The 16,204-nt window shown below is 37.7% G+C and carries 15 protein-coding genes; 5 read left to right on the forward strand and 10 right to left on the reverse strand.

Translation table 11 applies throughout. The features are described from left to right. Window position 1: 1 nt before the first annotated feature. Together ABJH90_RS09335 and uvrB are read left to right on the forward strand one after the other, a co-directional pair. A complete protein-coding gene (locus tag ABJH90_RS09335) occupies window positions 2-1,486 on the forward strand; it encodes a T9SS type B sorting domain-containing protein (protein ID WP_348138645.1) in 1,485 nt (494 codons plus the stop codon). A gap of 58 nt (window positions 1,487-1,544) precedes the next feature. Next, the gene (gene uvrB / locus ABJH90_RS09340) at window positions 1,545-3,533 is read left to right on the forward strand and encodes an excinuclease ABC subunit UvrB (RefSeq protein ID WP_348138647.1); all 1,989 of its coding nucleotides are present in this window, start codon (window positions 1,545-1,547) and stop codon (window positions 3,531-3,533) included. A gap of 100 nt (window positions 3,534-3,633) precedes the next feature. Here uvrB and ABJH90_RS09345 read toward each other — a convergent pair whose 3' ends face one another. Further along, window positions 3,634-4,062, reverse strand: a complete 429-nt coding sequence (locus ABJH90_RS09345) for an Hsp20/alpha crystallin family protein (protein ID WP_348138649.1) — start codon at window positions 4,060-4,062, stop codon at window positions 3,634-3,636. A gap of 226 nt (window positions 4,063-4,288) precedes the next feature. Next, window positions 4,289-4,690, reverse strand: a complete 402-nt coding sequence (locus ABJH90_RS09350) for a TerB family tellurite resistance protein (protein WP_348138650.1) — start codon at window positions 4,688-4,690, stop codon at window positions 4,289-4,291. Between the two features lie 139 nt (window positions 4,691-4,829). Here ABJH90_RS09350 and ABJH90_RS09355 point away from each other — a divergent pair, with 139 nt between their 5' ends. After that, a complete protein-coding gene (locus ABJH90_RS09355; RefSeq protein ID WP_348138652.1) occupies window positions 4,830-5,180 on the forward strand; it encodes a DUF1456 family protein in 351 nt (116 codons plus the stop codon). Between the two features lie 32 nt (window positions 5,181-5,212). Here ABJH90_RS09355 and ABJH90_RS09360 read toward each other — a convergent pair whose 3' ends face one another. The 8 genes from ABJH90_RS09360 to ABJH90_RS09395 all read right to left on the reverse strand — a co-directional run bounded on the left by ABJH90_RS09360 (window position 5,213) and on the right by ABJH90_RS09395 (window position 14,202). Then, a complete protein-coding gene (locus ABJH90_RS09360) occupies window positions 5,213-5,548 on the reverse strand; it encodes a hypothetical protein (RefSeq protein WP_348138654.1) in 336 nt (111 codons plus the stop codon). Between the two features lie 183 nt (window positions 5,549-5,731). Beyond that, window positions 5,732-6,931: an ADP-forming succinate--CoA ligase subunit beta gene (sucC, locus tag ABJH90_RS09365; RefSeq protein WP_348138656.1), complete on the reverse strand. Its 1,200-nt coding sequence runs from the start codon at window positions 6,929-6,931 to the stop codon at window positions 5,732-5,734. Window positions 6,932-7,312: 381 nt separating this feature from the next. Then, entirely contained in the window at window positions 7,313-7,519 is a 207-nt protein-coding gene (locus tag ABJH90_RS09370; protein ID WP_348138658.1) for a hypothetical protein, read from the reverse strand. Between the two features lie 127 nt (window positions 7,520-7,646). After that, window positions 7,647-8,990 (reverse strand): hypothetical protein, encoded by a 1,344-nt coding sequence (locus ABJH90_RS09375; RefSeq protein WP_348138660.1) that lies wholly within the window; start codon window positions 8,988-8,990, stop codon window positions 7,647-7,649. Window positions 8,991-9,082: 92 nt separating this feature from the next. Continuing rightward, window positions 9,083-10,069 (reverse strand): hypothetical protein, encoded by a 987-nt coding sequence (locus tag ABJH90_RS09380; protein ID WP_348138662.1) that lies wholly within the window; start codon window positions 10,067-10,069, stop codon window positions 9,083-9,085. A 77-nt stretch (window positions 10,070-10,146) separates the two neighbouring features. After that, window positions 10,147-10,395, reverse strand: coding sequence for a hypothetical protein (locus tag ABJH90_RS09385; protein ID WP_348138664.1), 249 nt, complete (start codon window positions 10,393-10,395; stop codon window positions 10,147-10,149). 179 nt (window positions 10,396-10,574) lie between these two features. Then, on the reverse strand, window positions 10,575-13,235 hold the full coding sequence (locus tag ABJH90_RS09390; protein WP_348138666.1) for a LuxR C-terminal-related transcriptional regulator: 2,661 nt from the start codon (window positions 13,233-13,235) through the stop codon (window positions 10,575-10,577). A 328-nt stretch (window positions 13,236-13,563) separates the two neighbouring features. Then, window positions 13,564-14,202: an LON peptidase substrate-binding domain-containing protein gene (locus ABJH90_RS09395; protein ID WP_348138668.1), complete on the reverse strand. Its 639-nt coding sequence runs from the start codon at window positions 14,200-14,202 to the stop codon at window positions 13,564-13,566. Between the two features lie 165 nt (window positions 14,203-14,367). Between ABJH90_RS09395 and lysA the strand changes: the two genes are divergently transcribed. Both lysA and ABJH90_RS09405 read left to right on the forward strand, forming a co-directional pair. Beyond that, window positions 14,368-15,609, forward strand: a complete 1,242-nt coding sequence (gene lysA, locus ABJH90_RS09400; RefSeq protein ID WP_348138670.1) for a diaminopimelate decarboxylase — start codon at window positions 14,368-14,370, stop codon at window positions 15,607-15,609. A gap of 61 nt (window positions 15,610-15,670) precedes the next feature. After that, window positions 15,671-16,204, forward strand: a complete 534-nt coding sequence (locus ABJH90_RS09405; RefSeq protein WP_348138672.1) for a DUF255 domain-containing protein — start codon at window positions 15,671-15,673, stop codon at window positions 16,202-16,204.

Genomic DNA, 16,204 nt, shown 5'->3' on the forward strand with positions numbered 1-16,204 from the left:
TATGAAAAATGTTCCGATTAATGGTTTTTATCAAATGAAAAAGTTAGCACTAAGCATACTATTCATATTTCACTTAGTTTTGGCAATGGGACAGAGCTGTCCCACTATTACCAGTCCTACTAATGGTTCTTTGGCAGTACCAGTTAACACCACTATAACGTGGCCACCTGTTCCCGGTATCGTTGGATATTTGGTATCCCTTGGAACCACACCTGGGGGCGTGGACATTTTGAACAGACGTTCAGCAGGTCTTACCAATAGCTATACTCCCGAAGTAGGTCTCCCTGAAAGCACGACAATTTGGGTAACTATAAGCTTATTTTTATTTGATGGAGAACTTATCATATGTACAAGTGAATCATTTACCACGGAAGAAGTAACGACACCTCCGCCCTGTACCTCATTAGTTGAACCAGTAAATAATGAAGGAAATGTATCTGTTAAGAGTGAAATCCAATGGGCTTATGCTGCGACTGCTACAGGCTATAGATTATCGGTTGGCACTTCGGCAGGAGCTACCGATTTATTGAATAATTTGGATGTAGGGAATGTATTAACCTTTAATCCTTTGGGTGATTTTCCACAGGATAGTCCTGTCTTTGTAACAATTACCCCATATAATGAAAACGGGGATGCCGGATCTTGCGCAGAAGAAAGTTTTACAACAGGGAATGCTGTTGTTGATTGTAATGCCTATTTTGATGCAGTAAGTGGGGAAATTATCCCAAGAAAACCAGAAAGCAATTTTCCAAGTCAGATTGGGCTGTGTAAGAATGACATCCCAACACTGATTAGTACGGATGATGCAGCAGAAGGTTTTAGATGGTTTAAAATAAATGAAGATGGCACTGAATCTTTACTTTCCTCAACCTCAGAAGTTTCACTTTCTGAAGTAGGGTCTTATCGCTATGAGGCATATAATTTCGTTCTACAGGGAGGGGAAACATTTGAGTGCGGAATATCTAAAGATTTTAATGTAATATTATCTGAAATAGCCCAGATTACTTCAGTTAGTAGCTCTCAGGAAGTAGATGGAAGACAAATACAGATTGAGGTCAGCGGACTTGGGGATTACGAGTATGCGCTGGACAATATAGAGGGTCCTTATCAGGATAGGGCCATCTTTAACCGGCTTACTGAAGGCACCCATACTATTTATGTTAATGATAAGAATGGATGCGGAATTGCGCAGAGGATCATTGAAAGGGAATTGAACCCTGATGATTTTCCAAAGTTTTTCACTCCCAATGGGGACGGTATCAACGACTATTGGCAATATATTTCCCCTCGTGAAAGCAATGAAATTCAACTTTCCTATATTCATGTTTTTGATAGGTATGGGATATTATTAGCCCAGATTATGCCCACTTCAAAGGGATGGGATGGCACATTTAACGGACAGCCACTACCCGCCTCCAGTTATTGGTTTAAGGCAAGGGATAACTTAAATAACGAAATCCAGGGATTTTTTGCCTTGAAAAGGTAAAACATACATAATATATATCCTTCTAAGAATAATAATTACCCTTTTGTAACTTTGCTAAATGAAATTTAAGGTAGTATCGGAATTTGATCCAACAGGAGACCAACCTGAAGCCATTAAACAGCTGACAGAAGGTATAGAAACTGGTGAACGTTATCAAACATTATTAGGAGTTACGGGATCTGGTAAAACGTTTACAGTGGCCAATGTAATTGAAGAAGTTAAACGGCCAACACTGGTTTTGGCACACAATAAAACATTAGCCGCTCAACTATATTCTGAATTCAAACAGTTTTTTCCTGAAAATGCCGTTGAATATTTTGTTTCCTATTATGATTACTATCAGCCTGAAGCTTATATTCCTACCTCTGGATTGTATATCGAAAAGGATCTTTCTATAAATGAGGACATAGAGAAATTGCGACTTAGTGCTACTTCGTCTCTGTTATCCGGAAGAAGAGATGTTATTGTAGTGGCTTCCGTTTCCTGTTTATACGGTATTGGTAACCCTGTGGAATTTCAAAAAAATGTAGTTTCAGTTCAGAAAGATCAGGTTATTTCCAGAACCAAATTCCTCCATCAACTTGTACAGAGTCTTTATTCAAGAACGACAGCAGATTTCCGAAATGGAAATTTTAGAGTAAAGGGGGATGTCGTAGATGTATTTCCAAGCTATGCTGATCACGCCTATAGAATCCATTTCTTTGGGGATGAGATAGAAGAAATTGAAGCATTTGATCCATATAAAAATAAGGCATTGGAGCGATATGAAAACCTAAATATATATCCGGCAAATATGTTTGTGACCTCACCCGACATCCTTCAGGGAGCCATTCATCAGATACAGGAAGATCTTGTAAATCAGGTGGAATACTTTAAAAGTATTCCTAAACCCCTTGAAGCCAAACGACTCGAAGAGCGTACCAATTTTGATTTGGAAATGATCCGAGAATTAGGATACTGCTCGGGTATCGAAAATTATTCAAGGTATCTTGACGGTCGTGAACCTGGCACCAGACCATTCTGCTTACTGGACTATTTTCCGGATGACTACTTAATGATTGTTGACGAGAGTCATGTTACAATACCTCAGGTGCATGCAATGTATGGAGGTGACAGGTCTAGAAAAGAAAATCTTGTGGAGTATGGATTTCGCTTGCCGGCAGCCATGGACAACCGTCCTTTAAAATTTGAAGAATTTGAAGCAATTCAGAATCAGGTAATCTATGTTAGTGCTACCCCTGCAGATTATGAATTGCAGAACAGTCAGGGTGTTTTTGTTGAACAAATAATTCGTCCTACAGGCCTTTTAGATCCGGAAATAGATATCCGTCCAAGTTTAAATCAAATTGATGATCTGGTAGAAGAAATACAACAACGGGTAGAATTAGACGAACGTACCCTTGTAACAACACTGACCAAAAGAATGGCCGAGGAACTCGCTAAATATCTTGCAAGAATCAATGTTCGATGTCGATATATTCATAGTGATGTGGACACATTGGAGAGGGTTGAAATAATGCAGGATTTACGAAAAGGGGTTTTTGATGTCTTAATTGGAGTTAACTTGTTAAGAGAAGGTTTAGACTTGCCTGAGGTATCCCTTGTGGCCATATTGGATGCAGACAAAGAAGGGTTTCTGAGAAGTAACCGCTCATTAACGCAAACTGTTGGAAGAGCAGCTCGCCATTTAAACGGCAAAGCAATTATGTATGCTGACAGAATTACAGCAAGCATGCAAAAGACGATTGATGAGACGAATTATAGACGGGAAAAACAAACAGCGTATAATATTTCAAATAATATCATTCCTAAGGCGCTTAATAAAAGTTTAGACAATGCACTGGCCAAGAATTCTGTCTCGACCTACCATTTTATAAAAGAAGAAATTAGGGCTGCAGAACCTGACTTACAATATATTACGAAAGAGCAAAGGGAAAAGCTGATCCGAGACAAGAGAAAAGCAATGGAAAAAGCAGCTAAAGATTTGGATTTTATGCATGCCGCAAAACTCAGAGATGAAATAAAAATGCTGCAACACCAAAGCTAAAAAAGAGCGCCCTGAATAATCAAGGCGCTCTTCCTAACCAACTAAACAAACCAACCATTATGAATACCCTTAAGAGGGCACCACATAGTATTTTTAATACTTATTTCTCAATCTCAATTAATCTTTTGGGTTTAGGAAGTGACTCTTCTTTCTTAGGTAGATTAAAACTTAAAATACCATTTTCATAAGAGGCTTTAATTCCCTCCTCATTAACCGTTTCTGGAAGCGTAAACGATCTTTTAAATGAAGAATAAGAAAATTCCCTCCGCGTGTAACCCTCTTCTTTAATTACTTCTTCTTTTTTCGCTTCACTGCTAATTGTCAAAACCTGTTCATCAATTTCGATATTGAAATCTTCTTTTACTCTTCCTGGAACAGATAATTCTAACTCAAAACTTGTTTCATTATCCTGAATGTTTACTGGAGGAAATGTGTTCCCATAATTTTCCAGTCCCCCAAACCAATCCGGTTTAAGGATTTCATTCATTAGGGAAGGAAAAACCAAATTATTTCTTTTAACTATACTCATGGTGATATATTTTTTATTAAACTTATTTACTTGTTTAATAATAGTCAAATCATATACCAAGTTCAATTAACTGCCTTTTTGGCTTGGTAACGAATTATATTAGTGCCATTATGGCGCATAAACTTAACTACAAAGCAAAAACTTTTTGTTGCTAAAAGGCTTTTTTAAATTACATGTTAAATTCTTAGAAGGAAGAATGAATTTAATGGAAGATTGATACTTAAATTTAGTTGTAATGTGCTTTAAAAATATTGATAAGCACTTCAGGAGGAATTATCATATCAGGGTAATCGTGCATAACGGTAAGTACCTGTTCTATGGCAGATGGAGGTAAACCCATGCCCAATCCAATATCGTGTAATTTACCAATTTCTATTTGATGTTGTTCCTGGTCAACATTCATTAACAGTACCAGTCTGTGGAATTGAAGAATACGATCAGCCTGTGTTTTAGGCACGATTATTTTTACCTGTTTGTCGAGAAGCGAATTAAATATTTCCTTATCAATACCCAAACTAACCGCCACACCGAACAGAAAATTATATTCAGTATCTTTTAAAGCATGATCTGCCTTTGCAAAAGCAATCATTTCGGATAATATGCTAAGTTTTTCTTTATAGGAACTCATACCCTTAATTGTTAATCCCTCCCTTAATTTAATCATATCTATAACACCAAAATGCCCAATTTCGTATAAAAATTGGCCCAAAAGTCCTAAAATGGGGAATGGCTTGGTTATTTGTAATACCTTGCATAAAATGCCTGGTATGACCAATAATGATATATTAAAAAAACTTCGGGTGGCATTAATGCTTCGGGATGATGAAATTGTAGAAATTCTTGAATTGGTTGATTTTCGAATTTCAAAAAGTGAGATCGGTGCCTTTTGCCGAAAAGAAGGGCATCCTAAATACCGTGAATGCGGAGATCAGGTATTGCGTAATTTCCTCAATGGTTTAGTTATTCATTTAAGAGGTACAAAAGAAAATCCGAAAATCCCAATAGAGGTTTTAAAACAAACAAGAAAACCGGAAGGCACTCCTGCCAAGAAATACGAAAAGACAAAGAAAAAACCGGATCTTAGTTATGTCAAATACAAAAACAAAAAAAAGCCCTGAATTTCTTCAGGACTTTTTTTCACAAAGTTTCACTACGCTTGAACGCGTATGGGCAACATATACATTTTGCCTTCTGTTACTTCTTCCAATTCAACTTTTTTGTAGTTCAGTTTACTTTTGACAAATGATTCTAAATCCGAATCTTTGGTATCTACAGAAATGACAACAATTTCCATTTCACTATTCACAGTAAAAAGGATTTTAGCTGTCAAATCATAATTTTCAGCCAGTAATGTGTTTTCTTTTAAAAGTTTCCCTATTTGGGTCGCAAGACTTTTTTGAGGGTTTGTTTTGTCCATGTCATTTGCAAAAAGATTTCCTGAAGCAAGCAGTGTTGCAGCTACTAAAATTAAACTGAATTTTCTCATGATTTGTTTGTTTAATAATTGATGAATATGTAACAATAGACGCCATTAGCTTAAAGATGTTACAAATACTGTCCCATTTTAACATAGTTTTAATAAAGAATTTCATTCTGATTAACCAACCAATCCTAATTAAAAAAGGGCAATGTTTATCACATCGCCCTTTTTAATCGAATCTTAGTAAACTTATATTTCAGCTAAAACTTCTTTTACTTTATCAGCGGCTTCCTGGAATTGAACTGCTGAATGCACGGCCAATCCAGAATTATCAATTATCTCCTTGGCCAATTCGGCATTAGTACCTTGCAATCGAACAATAATAGGAATTTTGATAGCATCTCCCATATTTTTATACGCATCTACTACCCCCTGTGCTACCCGGTCGCATCTGACGATACCTCCAAAAATATTTATAAGGATAGCCTTCACAGCAGTATCTTTCAATATGATACGAAAGGCTTCTTCCACCCTTTTGGCATCAGCCGTACCTCCAACATCCAGAAAGTTAGCCGGTTCCCCGCCTGCCATTTTAATCAGATCCATTGTAGCCATTGCCAATCCGGCTCCATTGACCATACAACCTACGTTTCCATCAAGATCCACGTAATTCAATCCTACAGCGCGTGCTTCCACTTCAATAGGGCTCTCTTCACGTAAATCCCGCATTTCAGCATATTGCTTTCTCCTGTATAGCGAATTATCATCTATAGAAACCTTGGCATCAACAGCCATTATCAAATTATCCGATGTCTTAAGAACCGGGTTTATTTCAAACATATTAGAATCACTTTGCTCATATGCTTTATAAAGGGCTGTAACAAATTTGGTCATTTCCTTAAAAGCAATTCCCGATAACCCCAGATTAAAGGCTATTTTTCTGGCCTGAAATGGCAATAATCCAACAGCAGGATCTATTTCCTCTGTAAAAATTAAGTGCGGAGTTTTATCCGCTACTTCTTCAATATCCATACCCCCTTCTGTGGAGTACATTATCATATTCCTTCCAGTAGACCTATTCAGTAAAACGGACACATAAAACTCACTTGTTTCACTTTCTCCCGGATAATAGACATCTTCCGCAATCAGTACCTGATGCACTTTTTTACCCTCCGCCGAAGTTTGAGGGGTAACTAAATTCATTCCTATAATATTACCAGAAACTTCTTCTACTTCTTTTAAACTTTTTGCCAGCTTTACGCCTCCTCCTTTACCCCTTCCTCCTGCGTGTACCTGTGCTTTTATCACAAACCATTTAGTACCGGTCTCACGCGTAAGTTGTTTTGCTACATCTACGGCTTCCTTTGGGTTATGGGCAACGAGACCCCGTTGAATTCGTACTCCAAAACTTGCTAAAATTTCTTTTCCCTGGTATTCGTGAAGATTCATAATAAAATTTATGTTCGTTAAGAGACAAAAATAGGAAACGGACCGCATTTACCCTAATAAAACGATAAATTGGATTTAATCTTTTTAAGAATCAGCAAACTTTGGAATAGTAGTTTTTAGAAAGGAAAGTAATCAACACATAATAGTGTTACACTTAACCCTCATTAAATCTATAAAACATCGATTATTTGTGATTTTTCAACTATTGTTGTATATAATAAATCTAATAGTAAACCTTTTATACAAACACCTCTCTAACATATCCAGGCAAGCCGCTTTTTACAGAAAAATTTTTAATTCTCCTTGATTAATTTAGGTATGACCGGTGAAAGGTAGGCGAACACAGCCCGAATAGATCCAGTTTGTCAATGTTGTATAATCTCAAACTGGCTTGCGTACTGCATGCTGAACAGCAACAGCATGTGGGGACAGCTCAGTGCACTCCAGTAGAATAGTGCCAATATCTTTATTTTCCTTAACCATTTGTTTAGCAACTGCAATAATCTCATTTTCTGCTTTTGCCGAATTATACCTACCAGTATTTGCCATGATTGCTCCAGAGAACTCAGGTCCATCTTCGCAACTCATAATTAATTTTCTAAATCACACAAAGCCATAGTACATATCTATGATATCTCATATTGATCTACTAGTATTAAAATTTAAAGAATGAGGCCATTTTTTAATTGTCTTCATAGTTTCATTTTTCAGAAATCTACTTCACTGGCAACGTCAGGACCGGATGCGCACCAGGTACTGTTCCGCCAACTACAGCGAAAAGAGCAGTAATCATAGCAAATGTTTCCCGAGATTGAAGGTCACTGTCATCAATATAGAACCAATGGCCACGATATTCTACCATCAAACTACCACTTGAAGATTTAGAGTCTGAACTTTTAATTACAAGCCAATCGGCTTCACCAGTGTCATTTGATTGGTCCCGTGATTGGTTGGCACTTGCGATACCAAGCTCGATATCCGTTTGCGGAACGCGTACTTCCTTTGATGCTACTTGCATGATCTCAAGCATTGAGCGCCCACGAAGGCCAACCTCAGTCCAAACCACGCTAGAATCCAGTGCTCCCGGCGATTGCCCAAGCACACCTCGCGCTTTTTCGGCATTGACCATTTCCGCTTCTACGATGGAAAAATTATTTCGATGGATATCCAATCCAAGAAGCTTTTTCAAGCGCTGTGCATCTGCTGAGTTTATCGCGGCAGGAGCAAACCGCAAAGCCATGTGTTTTTCATACCTATGCGTCTGCCATTTACCGTCAGGGTAAGAGACAATTTCTGCGTCATTCGACATAGCGTAACTAGCAGCTCCTAGTAAAAGGACTTGGGACATTTCGCCTTTCGCGTCTACCTTAACAGGGCTCGACCAGGACGTTTCCTTACCTCCCAACTCCAGATCAACGATTCCCGTGGTCCGGAGCTTTTTGATGAGCCCAAACGCCTCCTTAAATTGAGCATACATTATAGTCTCCTCTGATGTATTTCCGTAATCGGCGTTAATGTTCCTCAAACCGTTTATTCCCCTTGCCGCCGTTCGGAACACAAGTTCGCTGTCAAATCCTGCTAACACCAGGGAAGTAACCTGGTCAGCGCTGAGCGGCGCCAACAGCCGACCATAATACGCCCTAGATTCTGGCATAGAAAACGAAATGGTTGGGCGCTCCTCATACGAACCACCAATATTGGCGCCATATGCACCTCCATTACCGGCCGAAGCCCCAACATTCCCTCCAACAACAAATGAGGTGTTTAGACTCGAAACCTGCAGGAAAATAGGCGATTGTAAGTAGCGCATCCGAACGAGGTTGGCCAGCATCTGCTGATCAAGTGTAGTACGGACAGCATCGTTGTATTGGGTAAAGCTGGTTTTATATAACTTAGACCCGACATGACATCCCGTGAACATTGATACGATCACGAACCAGCAAGCAAGGGATGCTATTCGAACTACTGAATGACCAGTTATGATACCAAACAGCTTATTACTTGTTATGCGATTTAAAATAAATGGAATTGTTTGTTCCCGACTAGATTTTATTTTCATAATAGTTATATTAAGGAATCCAAATAGCCCCGCAGGTATCACTTTTATGACTTTCCATTGAGGTATTAATGTATTATATTATCGCTGATCAATTACATCCATCCTGTAAATGGCGCCCTCATGGCCCCGGCGTGCATGAAGTTTGCCATTGTTGTGAAATCCCATACGCTGCGGCGACAAACACCCTGAATGGCGTGGGCATAGGGAGGGAACTCTGTACATTCGAGCACCACAGCTCCAACATCCGGATGTTCTTTCATCATTGTTTTTGTCAACTCGACTAACTCCTTCTCTAAGGCTTTGGGATTAAATGCGCCCGTTTCACCCGTGATTCTTTTCATCTGCTCACCGTCTTCGTTCCCGTAGACTACTATTCGTTTCATGCCCTCAGCAGTTACTCCAACGTTTTTGAGGGCAGGTGAAGGCATCAGCAACTTCTTACTTGCGGTGAGAATACCAACTTTCTTGTTGGATCCAACGCTGTTCAAGAGCATAGGAACCTGGTTCAGAGAACTAGGGAAGAACTGTACACCCGGGTCGAGGGATGCTGCAACCTCAGGCTGGTAGTTGGCGAAAAAGCCGCAGTTACCAATGATTGACTTGACGCCCTGCATTGTGAGCCGCTTGCAGGCAGCTATAACTTTTTCCATAACCACTGGGTGAGGTTTTTCAGCCAAAACCCAAAATGGGTCAATTTCCTCAATCAATTCATAAATTACAGGAAAATTAAAGGTTGTAGGATTCCCCACATCACCAGGAAGCATGGGAATGTTAGCAGGTAGCTGGAGAATACCAACGGTTGCACCATAAACATACTGCCCCTTCCAACCGGTCACTTCTCTGTCGCTGTAGCCACGCTTTTCATTGTAGAGGTCGCCATGTGGAGTTTCCCATCGAACAGAAGTATCTGGTGACTCAGGCTCTGGTGGCGATACTTTACTGTCCTGAGGAGTCTCCTGTGCACAAGTGACAGTACTTAAGCCTAGTACAGAAGCGCCCGCAATTGCAGTTGTCGATCCCTTTATAAATTTACGACGTGAAAAATTATTTTTGTTATCGCCTTGTTCTAAATTTTTCATGTTTTCCCTTTTTAAGTTTAATTATTAATTTTTTTTGGTTTAGAGTTATTTTTTATACTGCTTCTCATCAGTTTGGATTATATATCAAATTTCATCAATGAGATGACGGGATATTGATGATCAAATAAGATATTTAAAAGGCCATTTAAGGCTTCCTCATCTGCAATTTTTCCGGTTAATGTGGTTAATGCATGACCATGTATTTCCGTGTGAGAAACAGAAAGATCATTGAGCTGATTCATAAACGCAGGATCAACCTTGCCCTTAACGGTAATCTGGTAAGTTGCAGGGCCTGTGTATTTTTTAATAAATTCTTGAGGTTCCATATCTATTTAATGAAAAGCTTCTTAAGCAAAATAAAGAAATAAGGGGTTGGAAATCAAGACCTAGAGGGTCTTAAAATGGTCTTAGTAGGCTTAGTAGGGTCTTAGAAACCTTTGGTTGATAAACTTATATTGACCGAATTATGTCGGATGGAAAGTGAATCAGAACAAGACAGGATAAACTAAATCAATGCTAATTCTTTTGCCTTAGCAATAGCGTCAAACCTGTTTACAACATCCAACTTTCTATTGATGTTGGTGATGTGTACTTTAACCGTTTTTTCGGAGATGAATAGTTGATTGCCTACTTCTTTATTGGTCATCTTTTCAGCAAGAACCAAAATTGCTTTCTCCCTTTGGGTTAATATGACTTTTTCCATCGGGATGTTTGATTCTTTTTGAAAGTATTGAAGAATTTCATCAATGTGTGGATTGATTATAGCTGTTTTTTTATATTCGATCAATAAGCTATTCATCGATTTCCCCAATTGCAAATAAGGTCTTATTAATTGACCAACACTAGACAGCTTAACTACTTTCTCCAGTATGTTATATGCTTTTTTCAATTCGCCGGCTTTGAAATAAAGTACAACCTGTATTGTGAAGGCACGAATTAGAACATTTATATCATTTTGCCCTTCGAAAAAGGGAATCGTAGTATTTAGTATTTCCTGAGCCAGGCTATTAGAAGAAGGATCATCATCAAGTGCCAGAATACGAGCCTGCACAATCTCAGGAGAAAATAAATTAGCAAGTGGCAAGAAGTCTTTATAATCGTTTTCTTTGGCCCATTTTAAACCGGATAAATTATTTTGATCTCTCCATGCTAATTCTGCGGATGCAGATTTCGTGATTTTATTAAACAATTTTCCCCCTTGATTTAAAGCTGTTGTTTCGTACGCTTGGATAATAGCATCTCTCTCTTCAATTTTGCCTGTTTTTGCATAAATATCAGCAAGCGCCATTCCCGTAGCAAAACTCATATGCAAATACGTATATCGACGTAATTCATGAGATTCCAATAGATAATCCAGGGCTTTTTCATCATTATTCTGATAATAATAAGCGATGCCTGTCAGAATATTTCCGTTTGCAGTCACCATTTTTATTCCTGAATTATGCCCGAGCCGAAGTAAATGCTCAGCAGTTTTGATCATGCTGCCTAAATTACCTTCAAACCAATCAATGAAACATAGTATCAGTAACAAATGTCCTTTCATGACGGCATTATCATTGTTCTCCAGCACTTCATAAATTTCTTTTTTTGCTTTCGACGGTTGACCCAGGTGCTGCATTACTGCCCCATAATAAACCCAGGCCATGCCGCATGCATAAGGATTTCTACCTCTTAGCAACTTAATTGCCTGCTTGCAATGTTTAAGACATGCCTGCATATCCACATCGGACAAATATCGATCAAAGGTCTTCATAGCATGTAGTTCGCCAATTAATAAATCGAGTATCTCCTGAGGGTGTCCTTCTCGTAGAAGAAATTGTTCCAGAGGCTTAATAAACCTGGCCATTTCAGGAATATTTCCTTTTTGCAATAGAAGCCATCCTTTCGTAACGAGTAATATGCCATTCTTTTCAACAATCTTGTCAGGAAACATATTGAATATGAGTTCTAACTGCTGAAAACGGGTTTCTGAAATAAGTTTGAGCCTGTATTCCATAAAAATATCAAGTGCTTGCGTAACCTGATTTGCCTGCAGATAATATTTAATGGCATCCTCCGGAATATTATTTTCATAGTGCCAATCTGCCGCCTTCAACCTTAGTTCACCTACCTTCTTATTGTCATATTTTGTCAGTAATAACTCATATAATTGCTCAGTAAATAGATGATGAAAACGATACCAACTGTGCTTATCATCCAGCGCAATGATAAACATGTTAGAATTGATTAAATCCAAAGTAAACTCATTGAATCTAATCTCTTTGTTTTCCTTCTCTTCTTCGTTCAAACATAATTCAGAAAATAAATCCACATTGAACTGGTTCAATATTGATAACCTGAGTAGTCGGTCCTTTACTATATCAGACTGGTTATCGAGCACAGCATCAATAAGCTCATGAATGACCCGGGAGTTTTTGTAATTGAAATTTGATATGTGATTTTGTAAATCTTCCCTATTATTGGCCGTAAGCATCAGTATACGTAAGCCAGAAATCCATCCTTCTGTTGCTTCCACAATTTTGGAAAGTACATTATCTTCAGGACAATGGGCAACGGCCTGCTCATAAAAGGCTGCTATTTCATTACGATTGAACTTGAGGTCCGATGTTCTTACTTCTATTAATATATTTTTACCCCTCCATAATGAGAACGGTAATTCTGGATCACGTCGTGTGACAATGATAAGCCTGAAGAATGGCTGAGGATATTGAAATAATTTTGTGACAAAAAGATGAGCATCATTATTTCTGATAAGGTGATAGTCATCAACTGCCATAAATACATGCTTATCCAGTTCGGCCAGATCATTAACAATATGCTCTGCCAATTCTTCAACAGCAGGAGGTTCTGGCGCATACACCAATTCTAACGCATGCTCACCAAAACCAGGCACCTTCCCTTGAATGGCCTTAATAAAATAAAGGACAAATCGTTGAAATTCATTCTCCTTTTCACTTAATGAAAGCCAAACATGGTCTTCTTCCCGATTCTTAAGAAAAGCTGATACAACAGTGCTCTTTCCATAACCTGTAGAAGCTGACACCAGCATCACTGGCTTCTCCTTTAGTTCATCAAATTTTACTTTAAGACCTTTGCGTTCAATAAAATCAGACGTTGGTTGCGGCAGAAAAAATTTGGTTTTTAGTATGGAGTTATCAATCAGCATTTGTCGACAAATTAGTCTTAGAACATCAAGTTATAAAGTTAATGCAAAAATCAAATTATTAAAATTTTAGGTCTATTTGCAGGGTTTAATATAACTCATTTTATATCTGTACTTTTAACAATCACAAATGTATTCGAGATAATACGTCGCAATCATATTATTTAGTTTTTAAGTGATAATAGTGGTTTTTACAATAGTTTGTTTTTACATTTCTTTTTTACCAAATAAATATACAGCTACCACTACGCACAAATAACAAAAATTTTCTTCCCATATATTAGTATAGTTCTGAATAGGAAAATAAATAGACATCCCTTCAGTATTTAAACTAAATTTTAAACGCTTTAAAATCTAATGGATCAAAATTTCTGAAATGACCATTCAATTCTATGAGTATTTTAGTACGATTAACTTCATTCAGAACCTGAATGGTTGTCAATAAGTGATTCATTATAAATTCTAAACGTTCCTTTTCACTTGCTAACTGTAATAGCTGGTATTCCTGTTCAAATGAAAGACCCATTTTGTGGGCAAGGGTATAACTATTAAACATTTCTAGCTCAATGGGTGCAAAAGGAACCTCCATTAGTTGATATAACTCCTTTAGTTTTTGAAATACTCCTTCTTTGACAGATAATTCACTGTCCTTAATATTGTCAATGAATTGTACCTCGCCACCGGCGTATAATCTATTATTCATTGAATTCTCAAAGGATATCACCCTGAATATCTGTCGCGCAACACATACTACATCCATTGCCCCGCTTTCATAGGTGTTTACAACTTCCATCAACTGAACCTCAGTTCCAAAAGCAATGTTATCATCAATATACACGGGAATACCAAAAGTAATAGCCTCTTTACGGCAGTCATTGATAAGTTGTTTATACCTTTCCTCAAAAATGTGTAAAGGCACCTTTTCACCAGGAAAGAAGACAGATTGCAAAGGGAAAAAGGGTAGTTTCATATTAAAATATTTTTCTAAAAATACAAAGTGAACTACATAGTCACAAATGTCACATTAATTATGATTGTTATATTTGTAACTATTTGTTTTATTTCTAATATTTCTACGTTTTATTTTGTGTAATAGATCCAAGTATTTTAGTTTTGCTCAAAAGTAAGGTTAAAGATGAAGTACACCGATCTATTAAACATTACAAAAGAGTACGGAAATCCTGTATATGTTTACGATGCTGAAAAGATAAAATCTCAGTTCAACAGGCTAACCAATGCCTTTAAAACGGTTAAAAAATTAAAACTAAATTACGCTGCAAAAGCACTTTCCAACCTTACAATACTAAGGTTAATGAACGACCTTGGAAGTGGTTTAGACACCGTTTCAATTCAGGAGGTGAAACTCGGTCTTCTGGCTGGTTTTAAACCTGAGGAAATCATTTATACCCCCAATGGAGTTTCTTTAGAAGAAATAGAAGAAGCCGCAGCTTTAGGAGTACGAATAAATATTGATAATCTTTCTGTCCTGGAACAATTTGGGAACAAACACCCCGATATTCCTGTATGTATAAGAATAAACCCTCATGTAATGGCCGGTGGTAATTCTAATATATCGGTGGGCCACATTGATTCAAAATTTGGAATTAGCATCCATCAGATTCCTCATTTATTGAAAATTGTTGAATTAACAAGAATGACAATCAATGGCATACATATGCATACCGGAAGTGATATTTTGGATATTGAGGTGTTTTTATATGCCTCAGAAATTCTCTTTGAAACAGCGAAAAATTTTAAAGAGCTGGACTTTATAGATTTTGGAAGCGGATTTAAAGTGCCATATAAAGAGGGAGATATTGAGACCAATATTGAGGAATTGGGCGAAAAATTAAGTGGTCGGTTTAATGACTTTTGTGAAGAGTATGGTAAAGAACTGACTCTGGCTTTTGAACCTGGTAAGTTTCTTGTAAGTGAAGCCGGTTACTTTCTTGCAAAAGTAAATGTGGTAAAACAGACTACTTCTACTGTTTTTGCCAGCGTAGATTCTGGCTTTAATCACCTAATTCGGCCTATGCTTTATGGTGCCACTCATGAAATTATCAATATCTCAAATCCGAAAGGAAAAGAACGCTATTATTCTGTAGTGGGTTATATCTGCGAAACGGATACCTTTGCCAATAACAGGAGGATCAATGAAATTTCTGAAGGTGATGTCCTTTGTTTTAAAAATGCAGGGGCTTATTGCTTTAGCATGGCCAGTAATTATAATTCCAGATACAGACCGGCTGAAGTCCTTTGGCACCAGGGTAAATCTGTACTTATACGGGAAAGAGAAACTTTTGATGATCTGATTAGAAACCAAATTGATGTTAAAGATTTGTTTGCCGTAAAGAATCAAAAAGCTTCAGTGAAATAAAGCAGCTAAATTTTCGTTAGTTTTGGTACAGTATTTGGACTAATTACTCAAATCAAATCTTATGAAATCTAAGTCCCTGGCAATTTCTACGCCTTTTCTTATAGTCTTTATTGGTTTATTAACCTTTACGTCAAATGCCCAGGAGGTTAATTGGCTAAGCTGGAATGAAGCTGCAGCCTTGGCGGCAACAGACAAGAATCCAAAGAAAATATTTGTGGACGTATATACTGATTGGTGTGGCTGGTGTAAAAAAATGGATAAGGACACATTTCAAAATGCCGAAGTGGCCGAATACATGTCCAACAACTTTTATATGGTGAAGCTGGATGGAGAAGGGAAAGAACCCATTGATTTTAAAGGCAAGACCTATAAATATGTGCCATCGGGTAAAAGAGGTTACCACGAGTTAGCTGCGGCATTGTTACAAGGACGTTTGAGTTATCCGACTGTTGTATTCATGGATGAGCAACACAATATGCTTTCCCCAGTACCGGGATATCAAAAACCAGATCCTTTTTTAAATATTGCCCGTTATTTTGGAGATAATATCTACCTGGAAAAAGACTGGAAAACGTATAGTGGTAATGGGAAATAG

This window comes from Eudoraea sp. (genome assembly GCF_039969275.1).
Classification (GTDB): Bacteria; Bacteroidota; Bacteroidia; order Flavobacteriales; family Flavobacteriaceae; genus Eudoraea.

Bases quoted from the DNA above. Each gene is read 5' to 3' on its own strand.
- ABJH90_RS09360 (WP_348138654.1), bottom strand. From the start codon at position 5,548: ATGAGAAAATTCAGTTTAATTTTAGTAGCTGCAACACTGCTTGCTTCA.
- ABJH90_RS09370 (WP_348138658.1), bottom strand. From the start codon at position 7,519: ATGAGTTGCGAAGATGGACCTGAGTTCTCTGGAGCAATCATGGCAAAT.
- ABJH90_RS09375 (WP_348138660.1), bottom strand. From the start codon at position 8,990: ATGAAAATAAAATCTAGTCGGGAACAAACAATTCCATTTATTTTAAAT.
- sucC (WP_348138656.1), bottom strand. From the start codon at position 6,931: ATGAATCTTCACGAATACCAGGGAAAAGAAATTTTAGCAAGTTTTGGA.
- ABJH90_RS09395 (WP_348138668.1), bottom strand. From the start codon at position 14,202: ATGAAACTACCCTTTTTCCCTTTGCAATCTGTCTTCTTTCCTGGTGAA.
- ABJH90_RS09335 (WP_348138645.1), top strand. From the start codon at position 2: ATGAAAAATGTTCCGATTAATGGTTTTTATCAAATGAAAAAGTTAGCA.
- uvrB (WP_348138647.1), top strand. From the start codon at position 1,545: ATGAAATTTAAGGTAGTATCGGAATTTGATCCAACAGGAGACCAACCT.
- ABJH90_RS09355 (WP_348138652.1), top strand. From the start codon at position 4,830: ATGACCAATAATGATATATTAAAAAAACTTCGGGTGGCATTAATGCTT.
- ABJH90_RS09345 (WP_348138649.1), bottom strand. From the start codon at position 4,062: ATGAGTATAGTTAAAAGAAATAATTTGGTTTTTCCTTCCCTAATGAAT.
- ABJH90_RS09385 (WP_348138664.1), bottom strand. From the start codon at position 10,395: ATGGAACCTCAAGAATTTATTAAAAAATACACAGGCCCTGCAACTTAC.
- ABJH90_RS09380 (WP_348138662.1), bottom strand. From the start codon at position 10,069: ATGAAAAATTTAGAACAAGGCGATAACAAAAATAATTTTTCACGTCGT.
- lysA (WP_348138670.1), top strand. From the start codon at position 14,368: ATGAAGTACACCGATCTATTAAACATTACAAAAGAGTACGGAAATCCT.
- ABJH90_RS09350 (WP_348138650.1), bottom strand. From the start codon at position 4,690: ATGAGTTCCTATAAAGAAAAACTTAGCATATTATCCGAAATGATTGCT.
- ABJH90_RS09405 (WP_348138672.1), top strand. From the start codon at position 15,671: ATGAAATCTAAGTCCCTGGCAATTTCTACGCCTTTTCTTATAGTCTTT.
- ABJH90_RS09390 (WP_348138666.1), bottom strand. From the start codon at position 13,235: ATGCTGATTGATAACTCCATACTAAAAACCAAATTTTTTCTGCCGCAA.